The sequence below is a fragment of the Sphingobacterium alimentarium genome (assembly GCF_004342685.1).
Lineage (GTDB): Bacteria > Bacteroidota > Bacteroidia > Sphingobacteriales > Sphingobacteriaceae > Sphingobacterium > Sphingobacterium alimentarium.
On the sequence record NZ_SMBZ01000021.1, the window covers coordinates 31,942 to 57,739 of the forward strand.

Genomic DNA, 25,798 nt, shown 5'->3' on the forward strand with positions numbered 1-25,798 from the left:
GTTATACGATTAAACCCTATCCCACAAGTGTAGTCTTTTCAAAGACATAAAAATCAATCAAAATAAAAATAAGTTATTTAACTTTGCTCTTATGTTTCAAAATGAGGAGCGCGTAAATAGTTATTTAGAAAGTATTTGTGACGACGAGAATCCGTTGTTAAAAACCATAAATCGGGAGACATATTTGAGGGAAACAATGCCTCATATGATGTCTGGGCATTATCAGGGAAGAGTGCTGTCGATGATCAGTAAACTGGTAGGGCCCAAAAGAATATTGGAGATAGGTACTTTTACTGGATATGCTTCCTTGTGTTTGGCAGAAGGACTAAGGGCATCGGGAGAATTACATACGATTGATATCAACCAGGAGCAGCAGGAACGTGTACAGGGATATTTCGATCAATCGCCTTTTGCCGCGCAGATAAAGTATCATATTGGTGATGCGTTGGATATTATTCCGACAATATCAGGAGATTTTGACTTGGTTTTTATTGACGCCGACAAGAAGAGAAATCTTTTGTATTACGAGATGTTGGTCGAGCGCGTGCCCTCAGGAGGAGTGTTAATGATAGATAATGTGCTTTGGAAAGGCAAGGTTTTTGAGGATAGGGCTGACAATCAAACTAAACAAGTTTTAGAATTAAATAATATATTGGCAAAAGACACTCGTGTAGAGAAGTTAATATTGCCAGTTAGAGACGGGCTTTTTGTGTTACGCAAAAAGTAATGGTTGAACTAAAATAGCGATTATGCAAAAATCTTTTATTAGCAAGATGTTGCTAGTGATGGTCTTATGCTTGGCGTGTGTAGCATCAACATTTGGACAGAAAAAATTTAGTCCTACAAGCTATATCAGCGAACATAAAAACGTAGCTCAGCAACTCATGCGAGAAACAGGTGTCCCAGCATCTGTTATTCTGGCTGTCGCGATTCATGAAAGTGCTTACGGAAACAGTCGCATCGCCAGGTATCTCAATAACCATTTTGGTATAAAGGGAAAAAACAACAGTAAAAAAATTAAATCCGCCTACAAAGGCTATTCTTCAGTCATGGATTCCTATAATGACTTTGTACAACTGCTCAAAAGACGAAAAAAAACAGCCCATCTATTCGATACGTATGCACACAAGAACTGTAAAGCTTGGGTAGAAGGTATTGCTCGGTCGGGTTATTCACAGACAAAGACATGGAAGAATCATGTACTGGGCACAATCAGTAGATACAAATTAGACCAATACGACCAGATTTAAGACTTAGATTTTACTTAGCTTTCGATGAGAGTACTTATTTATTTGCCCCTAATTATTGGATTATTAGCATCCTGCGCCTCCAAGCGCACAGGTAGGGTGCTATCGCATCCTCCGGCATCTTCCAGTTCCAAACCATCCACTTCTTCTTCTACGGCTTCGAGCAAAGCGACTTCCATCTCGGGGCTGAATTACATTGCGCAGTATAAAAATATTGCCATTAGTGAGATGAATAGGTATGGAATCCCTGCCAGTATAAAGCTCGCACAAGCTATTTTGGAATCAGGTAACGGAAGTTCTACATTGGCAAGAGAGGCTAATAACCATTTTGGTATAAAATGTGGAGGGACATGGACAGGAAGAAGTGTAACCCGGGCGGATGATAGTCCGAATGATTGTTTTAGGGTATATGAGAATCCTGAGCAGTCGTTCAAAGATCACTCGCAGTTTTTGTTGAGAAAGCGGTATGAAAAGCTCTTTTCCTTAAATAAAAACGATTATAAAGGTTGGGCATACGGATTGAAGGACGCTGGCTACGCGACGAATCCGCGCTATCCGGAGTTATTAATTGATCTAATTGAGCGTTATGAACTTTATAAATATGATAGCGCGGAAAGCAAATTCGAGAAAATCGTAAGAGAAGAGAAGATCGAAACAACGATCGAAAGGAAAGAAGATAGTGGACAAGTCGTACAAGCAGAGCAGATAAAGGAGCCCGTGCGTATGATTATTCACGAAGTGAAAACAGGCAATACGCTGTATAGTATCAGTAAACAATATAATGTCCCAGTGGAGAAGATTAAAGAATTGAATAATCTTACTTCTGAAAATCTTTCGTTGGGTCAGCTATTGGTGATAAGTAAATAGTGAAAAGATGTTAATACGCTGGTATATTAGTAAGCAATAATGTAGTTTTATCCTTGTGAAAATCAATGTTTACCATATTCCATTATTTATTTTAATGCATTTTTTTCCTTTCCTTTGTTGGGGACAGGAGAATGTGGGAGGTATGGTGCTTGACAAGGACAGCAAACAACGCGTCGCTCGTGTGTTTATTGTCAACAAAAGTACAGGAGCGAGCATCTATAACAATAACAAGGGCGAGTTTAATATCGCTATTAAACCGGGCGATGTTATCATAGCGAGCAAAGACAATTATTATAGTGATACGACGACATATGAAGGCGCTAAAGCGCTGATCATAAGTCTAAAGAGAAAGACAATAATGATTGACCCGGTGACCGTCATGGGGCGCGTTTCGCCCGAGGAAGTGTTGGCGCGGAGAAAAGAAGATTATAATAAGGCATACCGACTTGCCGATCCGGGGGATTTTGTGAGCGTGGGTCAGAATGGAGCAGGTCTGAGCATTGATGCGGTGTACAATTATTTCAGTAGGGAAGGCAAGAATGCACGGAGGCTCACCAAATACTTCCAGCGCGAATACGAGGATAATTATATTGATATTGTCTTCACGCGGGAGTTGGTAAAAAGTGTGACAGGCCTGGAAGGGGAGGCTCTTGATAATTTTATGATTCGCTATCGACCTAGCTATAATTTTGTATTGCGTGCGACACGCTATCAGATGGTAAATTATGTAAAATCGAAATACGAATTTTTTAAACATATACCTTATATAAAACCATTGCCAGATTTGAAAAATATAGGTTTAAATTTGGAAGATTAGACGTTTAAATATTTATGTTCAGAAATCTAACTGTTATTCTAACTGCTGCGCTAACTTGTGTAGGCGTACAATCTTATGCTCAAGCAAATCTGAAGGATTTGCGTGAGAAACCAGAACCAAGGATTGTCAATGCAGACACGATCAAAAAGAATACGATTCAGCAAATTAATGTTCCTATTCCAGAGTTGGGGCTGGAGGTCAATTATTGGAAGCATTGGACCAAATTTGGGCTTAATGCAAATCAAGCATCTTTCAGTGACAACTGGAATGCAGGCGGAGTAAATTCGATGTCATTAATGGGCCTTTTTTGGCATAAGGCAGATTATACACGAGACAGGTTTAACTTTGTTTCGGAACTGGATCTTAAATACGGTAAGATTAAAAATAAGGATCAACTGGCTAAGAAAAATAACGACCGTATTTTTTGGGATAATAAATTGTCCTATAAGTTTTCAGACAAGTGGGCATTGTATTTTGCTGTGACTTTTGAGTCCCAGTTCGATTTGGGATACGCATATCGACGTAATGCCGATGGCGAGGAATATATCTACGAGGTTCAGAGTAGTTTCATGGGGCCGGGATATTTTACGGAATCATTCGGTTTGGAATATAAACCGGATAAAACATTCTCCTTGCGTCTAGGAACAGGTACTGCGCGTCAGACCTTGGTGGTTGATGATCGTGTAAAGCCGCTTACCATTGCTGAATATTCCGAACGTTATCCTAAAAACGAACCTATCAAAGCGGATCAAGTAAAATGGGGCTTAAATCCAGGTGAAAATTTCCGTAATGATCTGGCTTTTCAGATTACAGCGAATCTAGACCGTGATTTATCTAAAAACTTGAATCTAAAAGCGAGGTATAACTTATTCGCGGACTACAAAGACTTATCTGATCCAGATAATCGATTGGACTTAACGCTTACCGCCAAAATTACGCGCGTGGTAAATGTGACTGCCTCGGGTATATTGGTGTATGATTCAGATCAGAGCACAAAGGTCCAATACAATCAAGGACTGGCTTTGGGGATATTATTCTCTCTTCCAAGATAAACTGAATTCATCGGTATGAAGTTTAGGGTTGGGTGTATTTTGTTCGCATGGTTGGCGACTTCTTGTGGAAGCGCTCAACAGCAACAGCATTTGGCGAAGCTGGCTGGAATGGAACGTAAAATTGATTCCCTTTCCCAGCTCATAAAAGTTCAGGCCGACTTACTGCGCGCCGATTCTATCGCTCAGGTGCCGCAGCAAATAGATTCCTTACCTCCAATCAGTGATAGCTCAGCCTTGGGAGTGCTCACTCCAGAGGAGAAATGGGCGGAACAAAAGCGTACGGGAATAAATAAGTCATCCAACTGGGCCAGCGCCATCCATTACGATAATCGAAAGCCCAATTACGTCATCATTCACCATACTTCACAAAATAGCACGGCGCAGACTGTGCGGACATTTCAGCTTGAGCACACAAAGGTGAGTTCGCACTATGTAATAGGGCGAGATGGAGAAGTCATTCAGATGCTCAATGATTATGACCGGGCCTGGCATGCCGGACGCAGCAAATGGGGGACATTGACCGATATGAACTCAGCTTCTTTGGGTATCGAATTAGACAACAACGGCCGAGATCCTTTTCCCGAAGCTCAAATGAATGCGCTTTTGGTTCTCTTAGATACATTGAAGACGAGGTATCAGATCCCGCAGCTTAACTTCATCGGACATGGCGATATAGCGCCAACACGCAAGGATGATCCCAATGTCAATTTTCCATGGAAAAGATTAGCTGAAAGAGGTTTTGGTATTTGGTATAATGAGGATTTTCTGCCTGACCCGCCCGTGAGTTTTAATCCCCTGGATGCATTGAAAATAATGGGATACGACATGAGTAATGCAGAGGCGGTGATCCGTGCATTCAAACGTAAATATATTCGTACAGAGGTAAATGGAATATTGACGGCGCGAGATAAAGCTGTTATATATGATTTGTACAAGAAGTACTATTAACTCTTTATTGACGATACTTCTTTGCCTTTTCCAGGAAGAATAGATTCCAAGAGATACCCAAATAGAATAACTAGAATACATCCAATCAGATTTAGCCAAAGGAAGGCGACCATATCCAATAGCCAGATGCCAACGATAATCCCTTCGGTGCATACAGCCGCCCAAAATACAGCACTTCCTCCGATTTTCTTGAAATAGAAGGCTACAAGAAAAATTCCTAGAATAGTGCCATAGAATAAGGAGCCTAAGATATTTACGGCTTCTAATAGATTGCCTAATTTACTAGCAAATAGCGCTATAATGATCGTGAATATTCCCCATCCGAAGGTGAGGATACGTGACATCTTGAGGTAAGTTTGCTCGGTAGCATTTTTGTTCAGTAGTCGTTTGTATATATCTATGACTGAAGTTGAGGCCAGTGAATTGATTGCGCTAGATGTAGCTCCCATGGAGGCAAGCATAATGATCGCAATGAGCAAGCCGATCAGTCCCTTTGGAAATACCGATGTCACAAAAGAAAGAAAGATATAGTTATTGTCGTTGGTTTCGGCCTTGCTGTCGTTAGTTTTGATCAGGTGGATGGCGGATTCGCGTAGTGTAGCAGATTCGTTATTAATCTGCTTTAGCTGAGCTCTAAACGCTTCCAATTCTTGTTCATTCTGTTGGGTGCGTGCTTCATGCAGTCGATTGAGGGTGCTCACCCTTTGGTTTGTCAACTCTTGTTGCTTGAGTTCAAGTTGTTTGTATTGTTCGCCTACAGCCGAATTCTCTATTTTTGCGACAGCGGTCGGATTAAAAAACAAAGGTGCATTATTGTATTGATAATACACAAATACCAGTACGCCGATTAGCAGAATACAAAATTGCATAGGAATCTTGAGGAGTCCATTCATTAATAGGCCCATGCGGCTTTCCCGAACGGAAGAACCCGTCAAATAGCGCCCCACTTGACTTTGGTCTGTACCGAAGTAGGATAGCTGCAAGAAAAAACCTCCAATCAGTCCCGTCCATACCGTGTATTGGTTATTCCAATCCAAGGTAAAGTCAATGGCATTGGTTTTATTCGATTCGCCGGCAATATGTAAAGCTTCCACAAAACCAATCTCTTGGGGTAGAAAGTGGATGACCATCATTCCGGCAGCCAGCAAGCCACCGAATATTATGCCCATCTGCAGCAATTGGGTATAGGATACGGCTTTAGTTCCGCCGTAGGTGGTGTATAGGACTACGATCCCACCAATAAGCAGCGTCGTGTAGAACACATCAATATGCAGTACCGCTGAAAGAATAATCGAGGGCGCAAAAATGGTAATACCTGTAGATACACCCCGTTGAATAAGAAATAGTAAGGCTGTGAGCGACCGGGTCTTGATGTCAAATCGCTTTTCTAGAAACTCGTAGGCTGTGAAAACCTGAAGCTTATGAAAGATTGGAACAAAGGTGATACACAGAACAATCATGGCCAGAGGCAGGCCGAAATAAAATTGGACAAAGCTCATTCCTGAGGTATACGCTAAGCCGGGAGCAGAAAGAAAGGTGATCGCGCTGGCCTGCGTAGCCATTACCGAAAGTCCTACGTTGTACCAAGGCAACTCGCGGTTACTGAGGAGAAAACCCTCTATATTGTTGATATGCCTGCTTTTGTAGATCCCATACAGAACTATCAAAAGCAGGGTTGTAAATAGTACTATCCAATCGATAATACTCATGAGAAATGCAGGGTAAATAAATACATACCTAATATGCACAGCACAAGCCAAACAACTACAATAATGTAAAATTGTTTCCAGCTACGTGCAAATAGGGGCATATTATTATCTGTCACTTTCTTTATAAGGTAAAATAATGGTGTTGAAAATGGATGCAACGATCAGGCCACCTATCAAACCACCAATAAGGCTCAAGAACGTACCACAGCTGGCAAATGCAGTCAATGCTCCAAAGATAGTTCCGATTAATAAAATTAAACCTTTTACATTCAAAGGTTGGTCATTCAATTGATTTTCCATAGTATTATTTAATGTTACTTTTCGTTCGTTAACAAATTTACAAATAATCTGTAAGCTCCGGGCACACCTGCGGGCAATTGTCTGAAAAAGGCCAAAGAAGTGTACACAAACTTACCTTTTCCATAATTGGCTATAAGTAAGGAACCAGCGTGGGGCTGCTCTCCTTTGTCATTCATGCGCAGCGGCGTACGGTAATTTTTATCTATCTGCTCTGCAAAATAAAGGCCACGCTCTTGCACCCAACCTTCAAAATCTTCTGCCCCAATTTTGTTTGGGAATATAAGTGTTGGATCATTTGTATCCAAGGATACCGGCGCGTCTTCTTCGGTCACGCGAGCTCGTCCCAAGCTGAAAGTATAAGGGCCAAGCTTATCTGCTGTCAAACGGCTATTAACTGTATATTGTGTAACCACCACTCCGCCTTGCTGTACATATTCCATCAATTTACTGACTGTGCTACCCGCGTCCTTAGCTATATTATAATAGCGTACCCCTAAGACAACTGCATCAAATTTCTGAAGGTTGGAAAGGGAGAGGTCCTTATCGGTAAGTGGCGTGACATGTATGCCAATCTGTTGAAGAGATTCAGGAACCAAGTCGCCGGCTCCGGCTAGATAACCAACATGCCGAATGTTGTGCTCTAGCGCAATAGGCTGACATGCAACTTCCGTAATAGGGAACCACGTAAGACTTGGGATATGATTATAAGTCAGTGTTTTGATATAGCGCAAAGGTTCGCCTTTATACTTTAAGCGCAGTAGTGCTTTTGTAGCGCGAGCTGCTGTAGCTTTAACTTTTATCGTTCTGCTGAGCACAGACTCGTTATCAAAGTTCAATTGGATGCTTTGCTGCGATAATTGCCATCCCGGGATGGGCTCAATCTGTACTTCGAACTGTTTAATAGCCTCATCGTGTCTGCTGAAGGTCAGCTGAATGGACTGCTCTTCTCCCTCTTTCACTAATGCAAAATCTGAAGACGACTTTACCGTAAGCGCAGGAAGCACCACCAATGGTGCATATAACTCTCCGTGCACAGGATCAACGAATCGCTGTCTCACCTGTTGGTCTACTGTAATGGTTTGGTTGTTGATTTTGAAGGTGAACGTCGCTTTGGGATAGTCGGGATTTGTCGGATAGCCGACAGACTCTATAGGGAAATTAAATTTTCCTAAGGTATGTGGCTCCACAAGCCAATAAGGTTGAGAAATTTTGTTTGACTGAGTCTGGGTGTTGCCTCTCCACATGCTGTTCGTTTGTAGTACCGCGTTAATAGGATTTCCATTGACCGCGACTAATTCCACTTGTACTCCTGGATTTCGGACTATAGCTTCTAGCTGAACAGCAAACGGTCGGTTTGCGACTTGATGGCCTTGAGGTGTTACTGCATCGGCCCATATGCCCGCACAAGCTATAATTAAATCGTCTACCTCTTTTTTCTTTTGTTCGAGCCAATATTTTTGATTGCTGGCAGAGGAACTCTTAGTATCTACGCTGCGGGAAACAAGCGCTTTGCGAAGTGCAATTAAGTCATCAATAGATTGCTGTGGATTGCTTGGCTGAAAATCACGGTTGAGCTCGCTAATTAATTGTTGGATGTTCGCTGTGTTTGGAATTCTCTTCCAAGAGGTTTCGACCTCGTCCATCAATGTTTCACGTGCCGGCGAGCCTGCTACATGTTCAAAATATTCGATAGCCGTACCTCGTGAAGATGCTGCGCCAAAGCCTTGCGTTTTGTGCTGAGAGCGGCTTTTGGATGCAATTTCGCCATAAGACTCACCAAGTAACGGGCTATAATGCCCAATATCGACTTTCAGTTGATCATCGGAAGTGTTATTTTGTCCGCCAAAGTTGGCTGTATTCCAGATCAAGCGTTTTGCTTGCCAGACATTAAGGGATTTCAGTTGCTCGGGGAATTTATTTTTGTCTGCCGCGGCTAGGAAAGCTTCGTGCGCTAGGATCGCGGATGCCTGATGGTGCCCATGTCCTCCACGTCGATCTGGCGGAAAGCGGGTAATAATTACATCGGGTTGGAATTTGCGGATTATCCATACGGCCTCACGTAGTGCTGCTTCATGATCCCAAAACTGGAAGGTTTCTTCGTGCGTCTTAGAAAACCCGAAGTCGTAAGCCGAAGAGAAAAACTGCTCGCCTTTGTCGATGGCGCGCGCCGCCAACAGCTCCTGCGTACGAATCAATCCCAAATCAATGCCTAAATCTGTGCCCAGAAGGTTCTGGCCGCCGTCACCTCTTGTCAGGGATAAGTAGCCGGTACGGTATTTCTTTTCTTGCGCAAGCCAGGCAATAAGACGGGTGTTCTCATCGTCTGGATGTGCCGCAAAGTAGAGGACGGACCCTAATTTGTCCAGCTTCTGCAGGTCTTGTTGGATTTCACTGGCGGATTTGTTTCTACTTTGACTGACGGCATCTTGCTGCTGTACGATGAATAAACACAGAAGTAAAATATAATGGGTTAATATTCGCATAGTTAAATATAATGGCTTTATGTGAAAAAATGCGAATTGAAACAGAAATGTTAAAATGAAAAAAGAGCTGAATATAAAATTCAGCTCTTTTTCCAACAACAATTAAAAATCTTTTAGTCTTAAATAGTTTGCTATAATAATTCTGAAATAAAGTTGGCTATACCAAGGTAAGGCGTTCCTAAGTGATTTATTTTAGCTCTAGTATAAAAGTAGTATAAAAAGATTTAATATTAACAAAAGCGGATAAAAAAAATTTCCACATTGTACGAGTTATGCACATATACGATGTGGAAGTTTTGTCCTATGCTCAGAAATACGTATCCGCCCTATGCTTATTTGTCAATAGAACCTAAAACGCGTTTCATAAAAACGTTAAGTGCCTCTTTTTTAGGAGTTCCTTCTTTGATCAACTTGTCCACCTCGATGGCGCCATACATATTTGAAATCAATTCGCCGATTACATCCAGCTCCTCGTCTTTGAGCGAAGGCACTTCTGTAAGGGCTTCTAATGTTTCGATAGCCTCTAAGACATAGTCTGCATCGTTCTGCTCGATGAAATCTGTCAGGTGCTTAATTACTGGTAACTTCATTTAATAAGTCTATTAATCCGTCGATTTTGTTTGTTTGTACTTGATTCACCAATTGTCCGCCTTTGAATGCTGCGAAAGTAGGTAAATTGTTTACGTTAGCTAATTTCCTAGACTCAGGAAATTTTTCCGCATCTACGATTACAAAATTGATGTTCTCGTTTTCACCAGCTAATTTTTTGAATTTTGGTTTCATAATACGGCAATTTCCGCACCATGAAGCGGAATATTGTACAATTACATTATCGTTGTTGGCAACAACCTCTTGTAGGATGTCGTTTTCTAATTCTTGTAACATAGTAAGTTTTTTTTGATAAAGAAGAGGTGGAAGAAATTCCACCTCTTGCTAAGATGTACTAATAATTTCTTCTTAGTTCATAGATAAGTATGAAGCAACTCCGTCACGCGTAGCGTTCATTGCTTCTTTACCTTCTTCCCAGTTTGCAGGACATACCTCGCCATGCTTTTGTACGTGTGTGTATGCGTCTACCAAACGGATATATTCTTTCACGTTACGACCTAAAGGCATATCGTTTACGGATTCGTGAAACACTTTACCTGTCTCGTCGATTAAGTAAGTCGCACGGAAGGTAACTGCTGATCCTTCAGCAATTAAGCCGAATTCTGGGTGCTCTACTTCTTTCACGTCCAAAATACCTAAGATGCTGGACAAGTTGCGGTTTGTGTCAGCGATAATTGGGTATTCTACACCTTCGATACCACCGTTGTCTTTTGGTGTATTTAGCCATGCAAAGTGTACTTCGTTTGAATCACAAGAAGCACCGATTACAATAGTGTTGCGTTTTTCAAATTCTGCTACCGCCTCTTGGAATGCGTGTAATTCAGTAGGACATACAAATGTAAAATCCTTTGGATACCAGAATAATAAGATTTTTTTGTTTTCTTTTTGTGCTTTTTCAAAAAGATTAAGTGAAATGTAATCACCTAAATAATCAATAGCATCAACTGTAATGTTTGGGAAATTTTTACCTGTAAAACTCATAATAGTATCTATCTTTAAATGTGCTACAAAGGTACGGATTTATTGAATAGAAAGATATAGGATTTTACTATTGGGTATTGGTTGAATCTATAATGAGAGCGGTAAATTATAGTTATATTTAATGTTTCTAGTTTCCATTGGATTTGCAGGATTGGTTTTATATTTTTGAATATTGGCTCCGTAGTTCAACGGATAGAATAGATGTTTCCTAAACATTTGATAGCAGTTCGATTCTGCTCGGGGCTACTTAAGGAGACACCATATACGGGTTGTCTCCTTTTTTTTTATGCCAATAAAAATCTGTGACCCAATCTGTTAGTGTAAGGTCATTTATAGTTCGATATATGTGGCCACGATTTTTAGCCTGTTATTTCGTGTTGTCTGAAAAACCTTCTCCTTGATGTTGTTATGGCCTTTTTTCCATAGTTCGATTTCTCCTTAAGGATTCGGCTATTTGATCCTTTTCCGGTTTGTTGTAGTTCTTTGCAAAAATGTCTTCACAATAGATACCTTTTACTTCTATATTATTATCGGCTCATTATTTCTTCTTATCGGCTCATATTGGTTCATTTTTTGAATGTTAAAAATTGGATTTTACTACTGCCTCGGCCTTGAGTAATTGACCCATTTCAACGGGTGTCATAGTAAGCAGTTTATCAACATCAATTTTTCTGAGCATTGCATTAGTAACTTCCACATCTTGAATTTCTACCTTTAGTTTGCCCTGAGATTTCCTTCAATAACCCGCTATACATTTCTTTTTGAAAATTAATTGCCTCGGTGCGTTGCTGTTCTTTCAAGGATTCCGCATCCACATTTTTTTGCACTTATTGCTACTAGAGGAGGTAGTATTGCAATTGTTTTGTGAGTATTGCGTAATACTTACTGCATTTACATCTTGATAAATTTTGGGTGCGCAAGAAGTAATCCATAGCGACGCACAGATGATAATGAATAAAATTCTTTTTATATTGGGGTTAATAAATCTGAACAAAAATATACATTTAAAGAATAAATTCTGTTATTCAAATTCCTATCCCAAAATATTGTTATTTTATCTCTTTGAATAAACTTAATCGGCTGCTCATAATAAGCATAAAAAGACCAAAGAAAGCGATTAGCCCAAAAGAATACTGTAGGTTAAAAATCTCGGCTATATAACCTATCATTGGAGGTCCCATCAAAAAACCTAAATAGCTGATGCTAGAAACCATTGCGAGTGCCACGCCAGAGGGAATCTTTTTATTTTGTCCTGCTAAGCTGTATACAGTTGGAACATTACATGCTACGCCAATACCAACCAGCATAAATGCGGCTGTACATACCCAAAAATCAGGAAACACCACAGAAAGAATCATACCGGTAAACATGAGTATGCCACTAATCTGTAAAGTGTTTTTGCGGCCAATGCGGCTTATGACCCAGTCTCCTATAAATCGACCGATAGCCATTGTTACCATAAATGATGCGTATCCTACGATAATAAGGTTTTCCGGAGCCCTCACAATGTCTTTAAAATATACCCCACTCCAATCAAACATAGCACCTTCGGTAGCCATGCTGAAGAATCCGATGATTCCGAGTTGTATCATAGAACTTTCTGGCTTGGTGAAAAATGAACTGCGATGTTGAGGGTCGCCCTTTCCGGGAATTAAATGGGGATAATTTATCCAGGTATTTATGACAATCAGACAAAAGATAATAAGAAAATGTATGTGGGTATCTATACCTAGATTCATTGTAAGCAAGCCTATTAGCGCGCCTGTGAATCCTGCAATACTCCACGCCCCGTGGAAAGATGACATGATGGATCTTTTATACATCTTTTCGGCGGCTACCCCTTGCGTATTGACGGCTATATTACACATATTACCAACTATTCCAAAACTTAGGAGTATTGCTCCCAGTTGATATATATTATTGGCAAATCCTATGCTGCATAATATCAGCGCATATATTATAGCCACAATACGCATGACCTTGGCGCTCCCATACGTTGTAACTAGCTTGCCTGAGATCGGCATGGTTATTAATTGCCCAATAGGCAACATGAGAAGTATAGTTCCTAATTGTGCCTCACTCAGGTGAAGTTTATCCATAATCATAGGAATTCGACTTGCCCAAGAAGAAAAAGCGAGGCCTTGACAGAAAAAGAATAAGGACACAGCAATTCGGATACGTTGAGGATTGGAAAAAATGGCTTCTTCCGTAGAGTGGGCTATGTCTTTCATAATTAAACAAATTCTATTACAAAGGTATGGATTTATCTTCCATCAGGAAGAACTATATTCCGCTATAAAAGGTTGATTGTTTCCAGCATTTTTTCGATACAAAATAAAATACAGATAAGGAGAGTAGCAGTTTTTCTTTACCTTCTATTGAGAAAAGAAACTAAATTTTATTCACTCAATACTGTTTTTGGCACTAAAATTGTTTATTTGTGTCTGTCTAAGCAAACTTAAATAATGAGAAATTAGCACACCTTTGCGTGTGCTTTTTTCGTATTTTTAAATATAAACTTATTATGAGAGTAACTATATTTTTAATGTTTATGATGTCATTGACATTGCTTCATGGACAGGAGGTCGCAAAATCCAACTGGATAATTGGGCCTTCGATCGGGTATCAACATCAGGAAAAGAGTTTTCTCAAAGCGTCCTTGTGGGCATTAAAAGATATTGGCTATGCAAATTATTTACGTTTTGATGCGGGAGTAAACATGACTTTTCAAGATAAAAAAGCATATTTTATTCCTGAATTAGGGGCCACCTATTACTTGAGTGCCAAAGGTGTTTGGCCTTTTATCAAAGCCGAGCTAACGCCTTATACTGTGACACCTAAAGTTGGATTGGGTGTTTTCAATATTCTTGAGGCTGCTATAGGTTATGGGTTTGATATAAAGCAGAAGGATCCATTACCTCCAATTAAGGGATTCAATTTTAGTATGGGCTTAAGTATTCCGCTGAATTATCATTTGAGATAGGCTTTTTTCGGTGATTATTTTACATTTGTGTATTAATCGTATACATAAATGAACGCCTTTAGACAACTCCATCAACCTACATCTCGCACTATTGAGGTCGATCAAAAACAATATCTTTTTTTTGGGGGGACAGCTTATTTAGGCTTATTGGTGAATCGAGATTATCAGGATTTGGTGATTGAAGGCATTGATAAGTATGGGCTTAATAACGGCACATCGCGTTCCAACAATGTGCAGCTTGGTATATACGATGATGCAGAGGCGCTAATGGCGCAGCGTTTTGGCTATGCGGATGCGGCTTTGTTTTCGAGTGGATATTTGGCGGCCCAAGCTACAGTAAGATCTTTAGTTGCTGATAAAGTGTATTACGCACCCCATTCGCATCCGGCATTGTGGCTTGGGGATCGAGCGCCAGAGGTGCTGGATCATGATTTTGCTTTGTGGGGAGCTAAATTGGTAGAGGAAATAAATGCCTCGCCGTATGAGACCTCACTGATTATCAGCAATGCCATTGATAATCTAAAGCCGGAGCGGTATGATTTTTCGTTTCTGGCAGGGATAAATCCCTCCAAAAGGGTTTGCCTGATTTTGGATGATTCACACGGCTTGGGTATTGTAAAGCGATATGATACATCCGCGCTGATGCCTGACATGTCAGAGCGCGCCCATATAGAGGTTATTCTGCTAGCTTCACTGGCCAAAGGCTTGGGGACAGACGCTGGCCTTGTATTGGGGTCGAACGCATTAATCGAGAGAATAAAAAAATCCCCCATATTTATGGGCGGCTCGCCGAGCAGCCCAGGTGCCATATACGCCCTGACGAAAGGGGAAAAAATATACGAGCAAGCTTTTACGGCCTTGCATAAAAATATAGATTTCTTCACTAGACATTTACCTAGCGAATCGGGATTAAATTGTGCGGAAGGTTTCCCCGTTTTTACCTCTACGAGTCCACATCTATATAGGTATCTTTATAAAAATGAGGTCATAATTTCTAGTTTTCCTTATCCTTTACCCCATAGCCCACTTCTTAATAGGGTTGTTATATCAGCATTACACAGCCAAGAAGATTTGATTCGGCTCACGCAAGTGTTACACGACTTTGGGTAATAAAAGTTTGAAAATCAGTTAAATAATCGTAAGTTTGCAGACTCTTTTGCTTCTGGTAGAGAGGTCTAAGTAGCTTAATCGTTTGATTATGAAAAAAATATGTTTGATAAATACTTGAAAATATTTTTAAACATCATGAAAAAACGATAATTTTGCAACCCCAAATGTGGGTAGTGGAGAAATAAATTATTACAGAATATTAGATATGACTAAAGCAGAAATTATTGCAGAAATCTCTACCAAGACTGGTTTAGAGAAGGTTGATGTACAAGAAACAGTTGAAGCGTTCTTCAAGGTTGTGAAAAATGCGATGATTGAAGGTGAGAATGTGTATGTTAGAGGTTTTGGAAGTTTCGTAGTGAAAAAAAGAGCTGAAAAAACTGCACGTAATATATCAAAAAATACCGCTATTATTATTCCTGAGCACTTCGTGCCTAGCTTTAAACCTGCAAAAGTTTTTGTAGAAAAAGTAAAAAATGGTAATAAAGTAAAAAAATAATTTAAATTCGCTTATGCTTAATACCAAACAAATCGTTGTTGTCGTTATCGTTGTTGTGATGATAGGTGCCCTTTTGGTTCAGCCTATCAAGGGTTTGGTAGATAAGCAAGAAGAGAACACTACTGCCGCTGCGGACGACGCTTCTTCAATGTATACATTGAAAAGTGTTTCCGAATTAGCAAAACAAGGAATCAATGCAACCCTTGCGCAAGATATTTCTGCTATCGAACAACAAGCAGAAGCTGCCCAAGGAGAACAGAAGGTTACATTGTTGCAGTCGTTGGCAAATAAATGGGAAGATCTGGCAAAGCCTATTCCACAGGGTTTTATCTACAAGGAGATGGCGGAGACTACACCGACATTGGATTATTGGGTGAAATCGGGCGATGCTTTTCGTAAAGGATATACCAACCAACAAGATACTGCATTGGCATCTGCGTTGAATCAGTTGGCTATTGAGTCTTATGAGAAAGCCATTGAACTGGATGCAAATAGCTTGGCTGCTAAAACAGGTTTGGGAGCTTCATTAGTAACGGGTTCGTCAAATCCTATGGCAGGTATTGCGCTTTTGCGTGAAGTGGTACAGGCTGATCCTAAAAATTTGGATGCCAACAGAACCTTAGGTTTGTTTTCCATGCAGTCGGGACAATTTGATCGTGCAATCGAGCGCTTTCAGACTGTCATAGAAATACAGGCTGATGCTGAATCATATTTTTATTTAGCAACAGCTTATGAAAAAATTGGTCAGAAGTCTCAAGCTATCGCTGCTTACCAAAAAAGTAAAGAGCTGGCTGCAGATCCGACCTTATCTCAATACATTGATCGTCAGATAGAAGCATTGAGTAAATAACAATTAACAGAATTTTTTAACATTATTTAAAAACATTAAAGCTATGCCAAGCGGAAAAAAAAGAAAAAGACACAAAATGGCTACTCACAAACGTAAAAAGCGTTTAAGAAAAAATAGACACAAGAAAAAATAGTTCTTGTAGGTAGTCTTAAAAGGTTTATTCAATCTTAAAAGACATTATACAATCTATGGAAAAACCACGGTTATATTCATAGATTGTATTTTTTCATTAAACGAGTTTTATGTTTCATAGGGGCTAAATACTGGTGCGCGAGGCGTCAGTATCCCAAAATTTGAGTAGCTGTTGGTAAAGGAATTAATTATCGATTCGACTCCTGAAAATGGAGTGACTATTGCTTTACTACAGGACAAGCAGCTTGTCGAACTGAATAAGGAACAGGCTGGCAGTCATTTTTCGGTAGGGGATATCTATCTCGGCCGTATCAAGAAGATTATGCCAGGTCTGAATGCAGCATTTGTAGATGTAGGCTACGATAAAGATGCTTTTTTGCATTACCTTGATTTGGGACCGCAAGTACAATCCTTACTTAAGCTTACCCGTGTAGTAAAGAATGGCAGTTATCAAGAGAATCTGCTAAATAGTCTGAAACTTGAAAAAGATATCGATAAAGCTGGTAAAATATCGGATGTACTTAGTCGTAACATACTGATTCCGGTACAGATAGCTAAAGAGCCAATATCAACAAAGGGACCTCGATTGAGCTCCGACCTGTCTATTGCAGGTCGATTTGTTGTATTAGTACCTTTTTCAAGTTCGGTTTCCATTTCCAAGAAAATCAAAGCTAGTGCCGAGCGTACGCGTCTGAAAAAGATTGTAGAGAGTATTAAGCCAGCAAATTTTGGCGTTATTATTCGTACCGTCTCGGAAGGTAAAGGAGTTGAAGAGCTCCAAAAAGACCTGTTAGACTTGATCTCGAAGTGGGAATTATTTACCAAACGCCTTAAGAATGTAGAACCACCACAAAAAATATTAGGCGAGATGGATAGAGCTTCTACCATCTTACGTGATATTTTGACCGATGAGTTTACACATATACATGTCAATGACTCTTCCATATATGAAGAAGTTAAATCATATGTGCAGGAGATCTCTCCCGAGCTAGAGAAAATAGTCAAATTGTATAAACACAAAGAGCCTATTTTTGATCATTTCGGTGTAGAGAAACAGATTAAGGCGTCTTTTGGCAGAACGGTCAATTTGCAGGGGGGTGCATACCTTGTTATCGAGCATACAGAGGCTTTGCACGTCATAGACGTAAATAGTGGTAACCGAATTGCCAGTAAGGAAAACCAGGAGGATAATGCACTCTTAGTAAACAAAGAAGCCGCCCGAGAAATCGCTCGTCAGCTGCGTTTGCGCGATATGGGTGGTATAGTGGTTATCGATTTTATCGATATGCACAAGCCGCAGAATCGTAAAGAGCTGTATACTTACCTGAAAGAATGTATGGCTGAGGACAGAGCTCGTCATACCATATTACCACCAAGTAAATTTGGTTTGGTGCAAATCACACGTCAGCGTGTGCGTCCAGAAATGAGCGTAGTGACAAATGAAAAATGTCCTGCTTGTGATGGTACGGGAGAAATAAGATCGAGTATAGTTTTACTTGACGATATAGAAAACAACTTGAGTTTTATTCTGGAAGAACAAAACGAAAAAGGAATAACATTATTTGTACATCCTTATATAGGCGCCTACATTACGTCTGGTTTGATTTCTCTTCGAATGAAATGGTTTTTTAAGTATGGTAAATGGATTAAAGTTAAATCTATACAATCTTACCACTTGACAGAATTCCATTTCTTCAATCTAAAAAACGAAGAAATCAAGTTGTAAAAGAAGACATTACAAAAATACCCTCAACTTTGAGGGTATTTTTTTGAGTTAAATTATCACTTGGCTAAAATGTCTTTTCACGCAATTCTTTGCTAATAGAAATAGCCTACATTATTCTTGTCAATTTAATCTATCACCATCTAAATATGGATAGCTCGCCAAGCAGTATTAATTACCTCTGTAGGTAGAATAGCCGAAAGGAGTAACTGTAATTGGAATATGGTAGTGATTTTTACCCTTAATAGTAAAAACTACTTCAATATAAGGATAGATACTCTCAATATTTTTATTTTTAAAATAGGGATACGTTTCAAAAACTAATTTATACTCACCGTCATTATTTGTCGTGGAGTATGCTAGTAATTCTTTAATTCTACCATTTCATCCGTTTTAGAATCTTGAACATTTGTCCATTTATCGTTGCTCCATTTTTTTAAAGACACTTTAACATCGGGAGCTCCCTGCCCAGTAGATATATCCAATATATGACTAGACAATTGGAATTTATTAGTCTGCGCGTTTGCTGTAAAAACGCTTATAATAAATGAAAGTAAAACTATTATCTGTTTCATAGTAATTAATTTAGTTATTGCTTTCATAGATATAAAACGATACATAAATAAAGTACATTTGGTAAAAAACATACTTTATTCAGTTGTTTTATTCCAACAAATCTTCATTTAAATACCCCAATTTAGAAGATTAAATCGGTCAGAAATTAAATAGTTTCTATTCAATAAACTTGAGCTCTATTTAGTATGGGCCACATTGTCTTTAATTTTAACTTCTTTAGTCTTGTTGCGGAATTTAATAGACTCAATCCTTATTTTAAAAATAATTCGATAATCTATTAACAAATAGATATATTACTTTGTATTTTGCTATATGAGGTATTAGATAGGTTTTATCGCTTAGTACGTAAACATACATCTACCTGAGATGCAGCATATGATTTTCCAGCATCAGCGCCGCAGGTCTTGCGGTTGGCGGAAAATGCAAGCTACTTTGTTTAAAGGCAAGGGCTTCCAATTACAACAATGTTTTTTCTGGATTGGCAAATGTATTCCAGTGCTATTAGTATTTATGTTGCTGCAGCTCAGAAAGCATAGAAATAAAGGCAACCATAAAGAATCAAAAATTATAAAAATAAATCAACAAGAATAGAGATGATAAAAAGGCTTATATTGATGGCTGTTGTAATGGGAAATGTAATTGTTTCCCAAGCACAACTGAGTAAACCGAATGTTGTTATTATTATTTCGGATGACCACTCTTACCAAACAATTGGTGCCTATGGGTCCAAAATAGCTCGCACACCCAACATTGATCGTATTGCTGCTGAAGGTACTGTTTTTCATAACGCATATGTAAACAATTCCATTTGCGGGCCTAGTAGGGCCACTTTACTCAGTGGGAAATACAGTCATAAGAATGGATTTAAGGATAATGAAACCTCGTCCTTTGATTTTTCACAAAATCTATTTGTAAAGGATTTGCAAAATGTTGGCTATAAGACGGCGTGGATTGGCAAAATACATTTAGGTCATGAATTGCAAGGATTTAATTACTATGATATTTTACCAGGGCAAGGGCATTATTTCAACCCCGATTTTATTTCAAAAGAAGGAAGGAAAAGAGTAGAGGGCTATGTGTCGGATATCGTAACGGACAAAGCCCTGAGCTGGCTGGATTCGATAGACACAAACAACCCATTTTGCTTAGTTGTGGGCCACAAGGCTACACATCGTACCTGGATGCCTGATCCAAAGGACTTCGGAGCATACGATAGAGAACATTTTCCTTTGCCTGAAACATTTTATGATGATTACACGAGCAGAAAGGCTGCCGCCGCACAGCAGATGTCTATAGATAAAGATATGCGAATGGGTTACGACTTAAAGATGTTTGAATCCTGGGAAGAAATGATGAATGATGGGAACTTCAAGCGTATGAATCAAGAGCAGAAAAAGCAGTATTCGGCTTATTACAAACCGATTTATGAGAAAATGCATGCAGAGAAATTGTCGGGGAAAGCTTTGGCGGAATGGAAATTTAGAAGATACATGATTGATTATTTAAATACTGCGCAGTCTATGGATCGCAATATTGGGCGGGTACTTGACTATCTGAAAGAAAAAAATCTAGACCAGAATACCATTGTGATCTACCTTTCCGATCAAGGATTTTATATGGGTGAGCACGGGTGGTTTGACAAAAGATTTATGTATCAAGAGTCTTTCAGAACTCCATTGGTGATGAAATATCCTTCACTGATTAAAGCGGGCAGCCATACCCAAGCAAGTATCGTTAATGCCGATATCGCCCCAACGCTATTGGAATTGGCTGGTGTTAAGACTCCTAGCGATATGCAGGGTAAGTCCTTTGTTCCGGTATTAAAATCTTCTAAGAAAGAACACAGAAAGCAAATATTCTATCATTATTTTGAAAATGGTGAGCACGCGGTTTCTCCGCATTTTGGCGTGAAGGAAGGACGCTATAAGCTGATTCGTTTTTACAAGCGCGTAGAGTCTTGGGAGTTATTTGATTTGAAGGCGGATCCCCAAGAGTTGACAAATGTATATGATGATCCAAAATACCAAAGAATCGTCAAAAAGATGAAAAAGACGCTAGCCAAGCAAATTAAAAAATTTGATGATAAGGAAGCTGAAGAAATCTTCAATAGACAGATTTAGATTATAAATGTGTAGAAATAAAAAGTCCTGAATTGCATAACTCAGGACCTTTTGTTTGAAATGCTAACCGCCAAATTCCATCAGGTAAGATTTTAGGAACTCATCCAGATCGCCGTCTAATACAGCTTGTGTGTTGGAGGTCTCTGTGCCTGTTCTTAAATCCTTGATTAGTTTATAAGGATGCAACACATAATTGCGAATTTGCGATCCCCATTCGATTTTTTTCTTTGATCCTTCAATGGCTGCAGAAGCCTCTTCGCGCTTGCGCATTTCAATTTCGTACAATTGCGATTTTAATAAGCGTAAAGCATTTTCTTTATTTTGCAGCTGCGAGCGTGACTCTTGGTTTTTGATGATAATGCCCGTAGGTTTATGGTGCAAACGTACGGCTGTTTCCACTTTATTCACATTCTGTCCTCCGGCACCGCCCGCACGAAATGTATCCCATTCGATTTCCGAATCTTTTACGTCGATTTCGATATTGTCATCCACTAGTGGGTATACGTATACTGATGCAAAAGAAGTATGGCGTTTGCCATTGGAATCAAATGGTGAGATACGTACTAAACGGTGTACCCCATTCTCGCCTTTGAGATAGCCGTAGGCGAAGTTTCCTGAAAACTGCAAGGTCACAGTCTTAATGCCTGCTACATCCCCCTCTTGGTAGTCTTGCTCGGTGACTTTGCAGCCGTGTTTTTCGCCCCACATGATATACATACGCATGAGCATAGATGCCCAGTCACAGGACTCTGTGCCCCCAGCTCCCGCTGTAATCTGCAGAATGGCATCCAGCTGATCTTCTTCCGCACTGAGCATGTTTTTGAACTCCAGTTCTTCGACTTGTTCCAGTGCCAATTGATACTGTTCATGTGCATCTGTCTCAGTGGCATCGCCACTCTGGAAAAATTCATACATAATGGCTACATCGTCCACAGCAGAAGACACTTTATCGAAGTGTTCCGTCCATATTTTTAGATTCTTAATGCCATGTAATACTTTTTCGGCCTCCTTTGGGGCGTCCCAGAAGTCTGGTTGTAGGGTAATTTGAGTATCTTTCTCTACCTCTGCTTTTTTCGCATCGATGTCAAAGATGCCTCCTCAGGGAAGCTACTCTATCCCTCAAGTCTTGAATTTGTTCTTTGGTCATAATGTAAAAGTAGTAAGAATATGCTAGATTAGAAATATAACCTTTTTGCGTTATATTTGTTTTTATCAAATAACTTATAAAGATAATTTACATGTTCCCAAAAATAGACTTTACAACAACCCGCGCATATAAATATTTAGTAGATCATTTTCTTACACTCAACGAAAAAAGCCTAAAAGATCTTTTTGCTGAAGATCCTACCCGGTTTGATAAATTTTCCATTACGTTCAACGATATATTGCTGGATTATTCCAAAAACAGAATAAATGACCAGACTTTCGCTCTTCTGATCCAGCTGGCTAAAGAATGCAAACTGGATGAGGCTATAGAAGCCATGTTTAGCGGCGAAAAAATAAACGTTACGGAAGGCAGGCAAGTGTTGCATACTGCTTTGCGCAATCAATCGAATGAGCCCGTTATCGTCGATGGCGAAGATATCATGCCTAAAGTGCGTGCAGTATTAGCGCACATGAAGGAGTTTGTGCAGGAAGTCATTTCTGGGCAGTGGAAAGGTTTCACGGGAAAAGCGATTACCGACGTTGTAAATATTGGCATTGGTGGATCTGACCTGGGGCCGGTAATGGTTACCGAATCCTTGAAGCCGTATAAAAGCCATCTGAATCTCCATTTCGTGTCTAATGTAGACGGTACACATATTGCCGAAACACTCAAAAAGGTGAATCCTGAAACTACTCTATTTCTTATAGCGTCCAAAACATTTACCACTCAAGAAACGATGGCCAATGCAGAGTCTGCAAAGCGATGGTTTTTGGAATCTGGAGCTAATGAAAGTGATGTGGCAAAACATTTTGTGGCCTTGAGCACCAATAGCAAAGGGGTGTCCGCGTTTGGTATAGATACCAAGAATATGTTTGAGTTTTGGGATTGGGTAGGTGGAAGGTATTCATTATGGTCCGCTATTGGACTATCTATCGCCTTGGGTATTGGATATGACAATTTCGAAGAATTATTAGCAGGGGCCTATGATGCTGATACGCATTTCCGTACAGCGGAGTTTGAAGAAAATATTCCGGTTATTCTTGCGCTTTTAGGCATTTGGTACAACAATTTCTTTGATGCTGAAAGTCACGCCATCTTGCCATATGATCAGTATATGCATCGTTTTGCAGCCTATTTTCAACAGGGCGACATGGAAAGTAACGGTAAATATATTGACCGAAATGGAAATAGAGTTGAATACCAAACTGGGCCTATTATCTGGGGCGAGCCGGGCACTAATGGTCAGCATGCCTTCTATCAGTTAATACATCAGGGCACAAAGTTAATACCGTGTGACTTTATTGCTCCAGCGAATTCGCATAACAAAATTGGAAATCACCATCAACTATTGCTATCCAACTTCTTCGCGCAAACGGAAGCTTTGATGAACGGTAAGACAGAAGAAGAAGTGGTCGCGGAATTCCAAAAGGCTGGTAAAAGTCAGCAAGAAATTGAGAAACTCAAAAACTACAAAATCTTTGAAGGCAACAGGCCAACCAATTCAATACTATTAAAACAGATTACTCCGCGGACATTAGGCACGCTGATAGCGCTGTATGAGCATAAAATTTTTGTGCAGGGGGTGATCTGGAATATCTATAGTTTTGACCAGTGGGGAGTAGAGCTGGGCAAACAATTAGCCTCAAAAATATTACCGGAATTGGACGGTAATCAAGATGTCAAATCTCACGACAGTTCTACAAATGGTCTGATCAATCAATATAAAGCTTGGCGATAAATGGCTTATCGAGCTAATAAATAAAGGTGAACAGTAACAAAAATGTTCACCTTTATTTGTTTTTAGTAAGATGTTACTTTGAATTTTAATGCATATTTTTAGCCTTATGAATTCAATACTAAACTAACTAACTAATTGAAATCTTACTTTACACTATGAAAAAAGCGTTTTTACACAAGAGAAGTTTTAGAAACTTAATGTGGTCCAGCACATTATTACTAGGTATAATGAGCTATGAGGCGACGGCTCAAAATCGCATGGGAAGGCCGGCTCAAACACTGGAGCCCATTGTAGAGAAAATCATAGCCGAGGTCAACAACAATTCACAAATAGAGCAGCTTGCATTTGAATTATTGGATGTCGTTGGTCCGCGTCTTGTGGGTACATCGGGCATGAGCAATGCCAACCAGTGGGCGTTAAAGAAATTCGAGAGCTGGGGCATACCAGGTCGCAACCAACAATTCGGGGAGTGGGAAGGCTGGGAGAGAGGTGTATCACATATTGACATGGTATATCCACGTATTAAGACCTTAGCCGGAACCCAATTGGCATGGAGTCCAAGTACTAAAGGAAAAACTATTGAAGGGGAAGTGATTGCTTTACCTGAAATCAAAGATTCTTTAGAGTTTCAACGTTGGTTACCGAGCGTCAAAGGAAAGTATGTAATGATCTCTATGCCTCAGCCTACCGGTAGACCAGACCACGACTGGGAGAAGTATGGCACGAAAGAATCGATCGAAAAGATGAATAAAAACCGGGATTCTTTGGCTATGGCCTGGGCGAATAAACTTAGAGCCACAGGATATAATGTAAACTCAATTCCGGGAATTTTGGAAGAAGCGGGTGCGGTAGGTATATTAACCAGCAATTGGTCACGTGAATTTGGTGCTAATAAAATCTTTGGTGCACGTTCTAAGAAAGTGCCTACTTTGGATATTTCCTTAGAGGACTATGGTATACTATACAGATTGTCCCAAAATGGAATAAAACCAAGAATAGCGGTTAATACATCTTCAAAACAATTAGGTCCTGTTCCATCTTTTAATACTATTGCGGAAATCAAAGGTACAGAGAAGCCCAACGAGTATGTTATATTATCTGCTCACTTGGATTCCTGGGAAGGTGGTTCTGGGGCTACAGACAACGGAACAGGTACTATTGCGATGATGGAAGTCGCGCGCGTACTTAAGAAGTTGTTGCCTAATCCAAAACGTACAATTTTGATCGGTTTGTGGGGTAGTGAGGAGCAAGGCTTGAACGGCTCGCGTTCTTTTGTACTGGATAATCCAGAAATCGTAGAAAAGACACAAGCTGTATTCAATCTGGACAACGGTACTGGTCGGGTAGAGAATATCAATGGCTCTGGTTTTGTGCATGCCTATGATTACGTAGGTAGATGGTTATCGGCAGTGCCTTTCCAAATTACACGTGAGATCAAAACTGATTTTCCAGGTTCACCAGGTGGTGGCGGTTCAGACCATGCTTCTTTTGTGGCGGCGGGCGTACCGGCATTTATGCTAAGCTCTTTGTCCTGGGGATATTACAATAGCACATGGCACACAAATTTAGATACATACGATAAATTAGTATTTGATGATTTGAAAAGTAATGTCATACTTACAGCCATCATGACGTACAAAGCTTCCGAGGAGCCTGAGTTAGTCAATAGAGAAAAACGTGTACTGCCATTAGGTAGAGACGGAAAGCCTCAGCCGTGGCCTGCAATAAGACAGCCACGTCGTACAGGAGTTGGATATTAATTCTTCCTATCGAAAAACAACGTATGGAGTACTATGCTAGTAGTGCTCCATTTTTTGTGTGCCCAGCATGTGCAATAACTCTAGGGTGTAAGTCCCGAACACGCCTTTACAGTGGGAAGTGTTAGCTTAGGACAAGGGTGTCCACCG

22 protein-coding genes, 1 tRNA gene and 1 pseudogene are annotated in these 25,798 nt (G+C 39.9%); 15 read left to right on the forward strand and 9 right to left on the reverse strand.

Annotated elements, in window-relative coordinates; all coding sequences use genetic code 11:
* Positions 1–91: 91 nt before the first annotated feature.
* Genes EDC17_RS09030 through EDC17_RS09055 form a run of 6 tightly spaced genes read left to right on the forward strand, consistent with a single transcriptional unit; the run spans position 92 to position 4,931 of the window.
* Complete coding sequence (locus EDC17_RS09030; protein WP_132777765.1) at positions 92–727, forward strand: O-methyltransferase; 636 nt, start codon at positions 92–94, stop codon at positions 725–727.
* Positions 728–749: 22 nt separating this feature from the next.
* Positions 750–1,250: a glucosaminidase domain-containing protein gene (locus EDC17_RS09035; protein WP_132777766.1), complete on the forward strand. Its 501-nt coding sequence runs from the start codon at positions 750–752 to the stop codon at positions 1,248–1,250.
* 24 nt (positions 1,251–1,274) lie between these two features.
* A complete protein-coding gene (locus EDC17_RS09040) occupies positions 1,275–2,114 on the forward strand; it encodes a glucosaminidase domain-containing protein (protein ID WP_132777767.1) in 840 nt (279 codons plus the stop codon).
* Positions 2,115–2,169: 55 nt separating this feature from the next.
* Positions 2,170–2,931: a hypothetical protein gene (locus EDC17_RS09045; RefSeq protein WP_243646099.1), complete on the forward strand. Its 762-nt coding sequence runs from the start codon at positions 2,170–2,172 to the stop codon at positions 2,929–2,931.
* Between the two features lie 14 nt (positions 2,932–2,945).
* Positions 2,946–3,983: a DUF3078 domain-containing protein gene (locus EDC17_RS09050; protein WP_132777769.1), complete on the forward strand. Its 1,038-nt coding sequence runs from the start codon at positions 2,946–2,948 to the stop codon at positions 3,981–3,983.
* 15 nt (positions 3,984–3,998) lie between these two features.
* Positions 3,999–4,931, forward strand: coding sequence for an N-acetylmuramoyl-L-alanine amidase (locus EDC17_RS09055; protein ID WP_243646100.1), 933 nt, complete (start codon positions 3,999–4,001; stop codon positions 4,929–4,931).
* On the opposite strand, the gene EDC17_RS09060 is transcribed toward EDC17_RS09055, so the two are convergent.
* The 6 genes from EDC17_RS09060 to EDC17_RS09085 all read right to left on the reverse strand — a co-directional run bounded on the left by EDC17_RS09060 (position 4,928) and on the right by EDC17_RS09085 (position 11,013).
* Positions 4,928–6,640, reverse strand: coding sequence for a sodium:solute symporter (locus EDC17_RS09060; RefSeq protein WP_132777770.1), 1,713 nt, complete (start codon positions 6,638–6,640; stop codon positions 4,928–4,930). The two genes, EDC17_RS09055 and EDC17_RS09060, sit on opposite strands and share 4 nt — an antisense overlap.
* A 105-nt stretch (positions 6,641–6,745) precedes the next feature.
* Positions 6,746–6,940: a hypothetical protein gene (locus tag EDC17_RS09065; protein WP_132777771.1), complete on the reverse strand. Its 195-nt coding sequence runs from the start codon at positions 6,938–6,940 to the stop codon at positions 6,746–6,748.
* A gap of 14 nt (positions 6,941–6,954) precedes the next feature.
* Entirely contained in the window at positions 6,955–9,423 is a 2,469-nt protein-coding gene (locus EDC17_RS09070; protein WP_132777772.1) for a PIG-L family deacetylase, read from the reverse strand.
* A 332-nt stretch (positions 9,424–9,755) separates the two neighbouring features.
* Entirely contained in the window at positions 9,756–10,013 is a 258-nt protein-coding gene (locus EDC17_RS09075) for a DUF6952 family protein (protein WP_132777773.1), read from the reverse strand.
* Complete coding sequence (locus EDC17_RS09080) at positions 9,994–10,308, reverse strand: thioredoxin family protein (protein WP_132777774.1); 315 nt, start codon at positions 10,306–10,308, stop codon at positions 9,994–9,996. Before EDC17_RS09080 ends, EDC17_RS09075 begins: the two co-directional genes overlap by 20 nt.
* Positions 10,309–10,380: 72 nt before the next feature.
* On the reverse strand, positions 10,381–11,013 hold the full coding sequence (locus EDC17_RS09085) for a peroxiredoxin (protein WP_132777775.1): 633 nt from the start codon (positions 11,011–11,013) through the stop codon (positions 10,381–10,383).
* Positions 11,014–11,187: 174 nt separating this feature from the next.
* Here EDC17_RS09085 and EDC17_RS09090 point away from each other — a divergent pair.
* A tRNA-Arg gene (locus EDC17_RS09090) sits at positions 11,188–11,259 on the forward strand.
* An 803-nt stretch (positions 11,260–12,062) separates the two neighbouring features.
* On the opposite strand, the gene EDC17_RS09095 is transcribed toward EDC17_RS09090, so the two are convergent.
* The gene (locus EDC17_RS09095) at positions 12,063–13,244 is read right to left on the reverse strand and encodes an MFS transporter (RefSeq protein WP_132777776.1); all 1,182 of its coding nucleotides are present in this window, start codon (positions 13,242–13,244) and stop codon (positions 12,063–12,065) included.
* A gap of 293 nt (positions 13,245–13,537) precedes the next feature.
* On the opposite strand from EDC17_RS09095, the gene EDC17_RS09100 reads away from it, so the two are divergent.
* The 5 genes from EDC17_RS09100 to EDC17_RS09120 all read left to right on the forward strand — a co-directional run bounded on the left by EDC17_RS09100 (position 13,538) and on the right by EDC17_RS09120 (position 18,313).
* Positions 13,538–13,996: a hypothetical protein gene (locus tag EDC17_RS09100; RefSeq protein ID WP_132777777.1), complete on the forward strand. Its 459-nt coding sequence runs from the start codon at positions 13,538–13,540 to the stop codon at positions 13,994–13,996.
* Positions 13,997–14,044: 48 nt separating this feature from the next.
* Positions 14,045–15,106 (forward strand): PLP-dependent aminotransferase family protein, encoded by a 1,062-nt coding sequence (locus EDC17_RS09105; RefSeq protein ID WP_243646101.1) that lies wholly within the window; start codon positions 14,045–14,047, stop codon positions 15,104–15,106.
* A gap of 205 nt (positions 15,107–15,311) precedes the next feature.
* Positions 15,312–15,605 carry an HU family DNA-binding protein gene (locus EDC17_RS09110; RefSeq protein ID WP_132777778.1) on the forward strand — a complete coding sequence of 98 codons (294 nt, stop codon included), beginning with the start codon at positions 15,312–15,314 and terminating at the stop codon, positions 15,603–15,605.
* A 13-nt stretch (positions 15,606–15,618) separates the two neighbouring features.
* Positions 15,619–16,455, forward strand: a complete 837-nt coding sequence (locus EDC17_RS09115) for a tetratricopeptide repeat protein (RefSeq protein WP_132777779.1) — start codon at positions 15,619–15,621, stop codon at positions 16,453–16,455.
* Between the two features lie 304 nt (positions 16,456–16,759).
* Positions 16,760–18,313, forward strand: coding sequence for an Rne/Rng family ribonuclease (locus tag EDC17_RS09120; protein WP_132777780.1), 1,554 nt, complete (start codon positions 16,760–16,762; stop codon positions 18,311–18,313).
* A gap of 168 nt (positions 18,314–18,481) precedes the next feature.
* Here EDC17_RS09120 and uraH read toward each other — a convergent pair.
* Positions 18,482–18,957, reverse strand: a pseudogene (gene uraH / locus EDC17_RS17615) (hydroxyisourate hydrolase).
* Between the two features lie 522 nt (positions 18,958–19,479).
* Between uraH and EDC17_RS09130 the strand changes: the two are divergent.
* Positions 19,480–21,006, forward strand: a complete 1,527-nt coding sequence (locus EDC17_RS09130) for a sulfatase family protein (protein ID WP_132777781.1) — start codon at positions 19,480–19,482, stop codon at positions 21,004–21,006.
* A gap of 63 nt (positions 21,007–21,069) precedes the next feature.
* On the opposite strand, the gene prfB is transcribed toward EDC17_RS09130, so the two are convergent.
* Positions 21,070–22,153 (reverse strand): peptide chain release factor 2 gene (gene prfB / locus EDC17_RS09135; RefSeq protein WP_132777782.1). Its coding sequence is split into 2 segments (ribosomal slippage): positions 21,070–22,092 and positions 22,094–22,153, totalling 1,083 coding nucleotides; the frame shifts between segments, so codons are not numbered across the junction.
* A gap of 91 nt (positions 22,154–22,244) precedes the next feature.
* Between prfB and pgi the strand changes: the two genes are divergently transcribed.
* Positions 22,245–23,891, forward strand: coding sequence for a glucose-6-phosphate isomerase (pgi, locus tag EDC17_RS09140; protein ID WP_132777783.1), 1,647 nt, complete (start codon positions 22,245–22,247; stop codon positions 23,889–23,891).
* A 155-nt stretch (positions 23,892–24,046) separates the two neighbouring features.
* Positions 24,047–25,651, forward strand: a complete 1,605-nt coding sequence (locus EDC17_RS09145; RefSeq protein ID WP_207895734.1) for a M20/M25/M40 family metallo-hydrolase — start codon at positions 24,047–24,049, stop codon at positions 25,649–25,651.
* Positions 25,652–25,798: the final 147 nt, after the last annotated feature.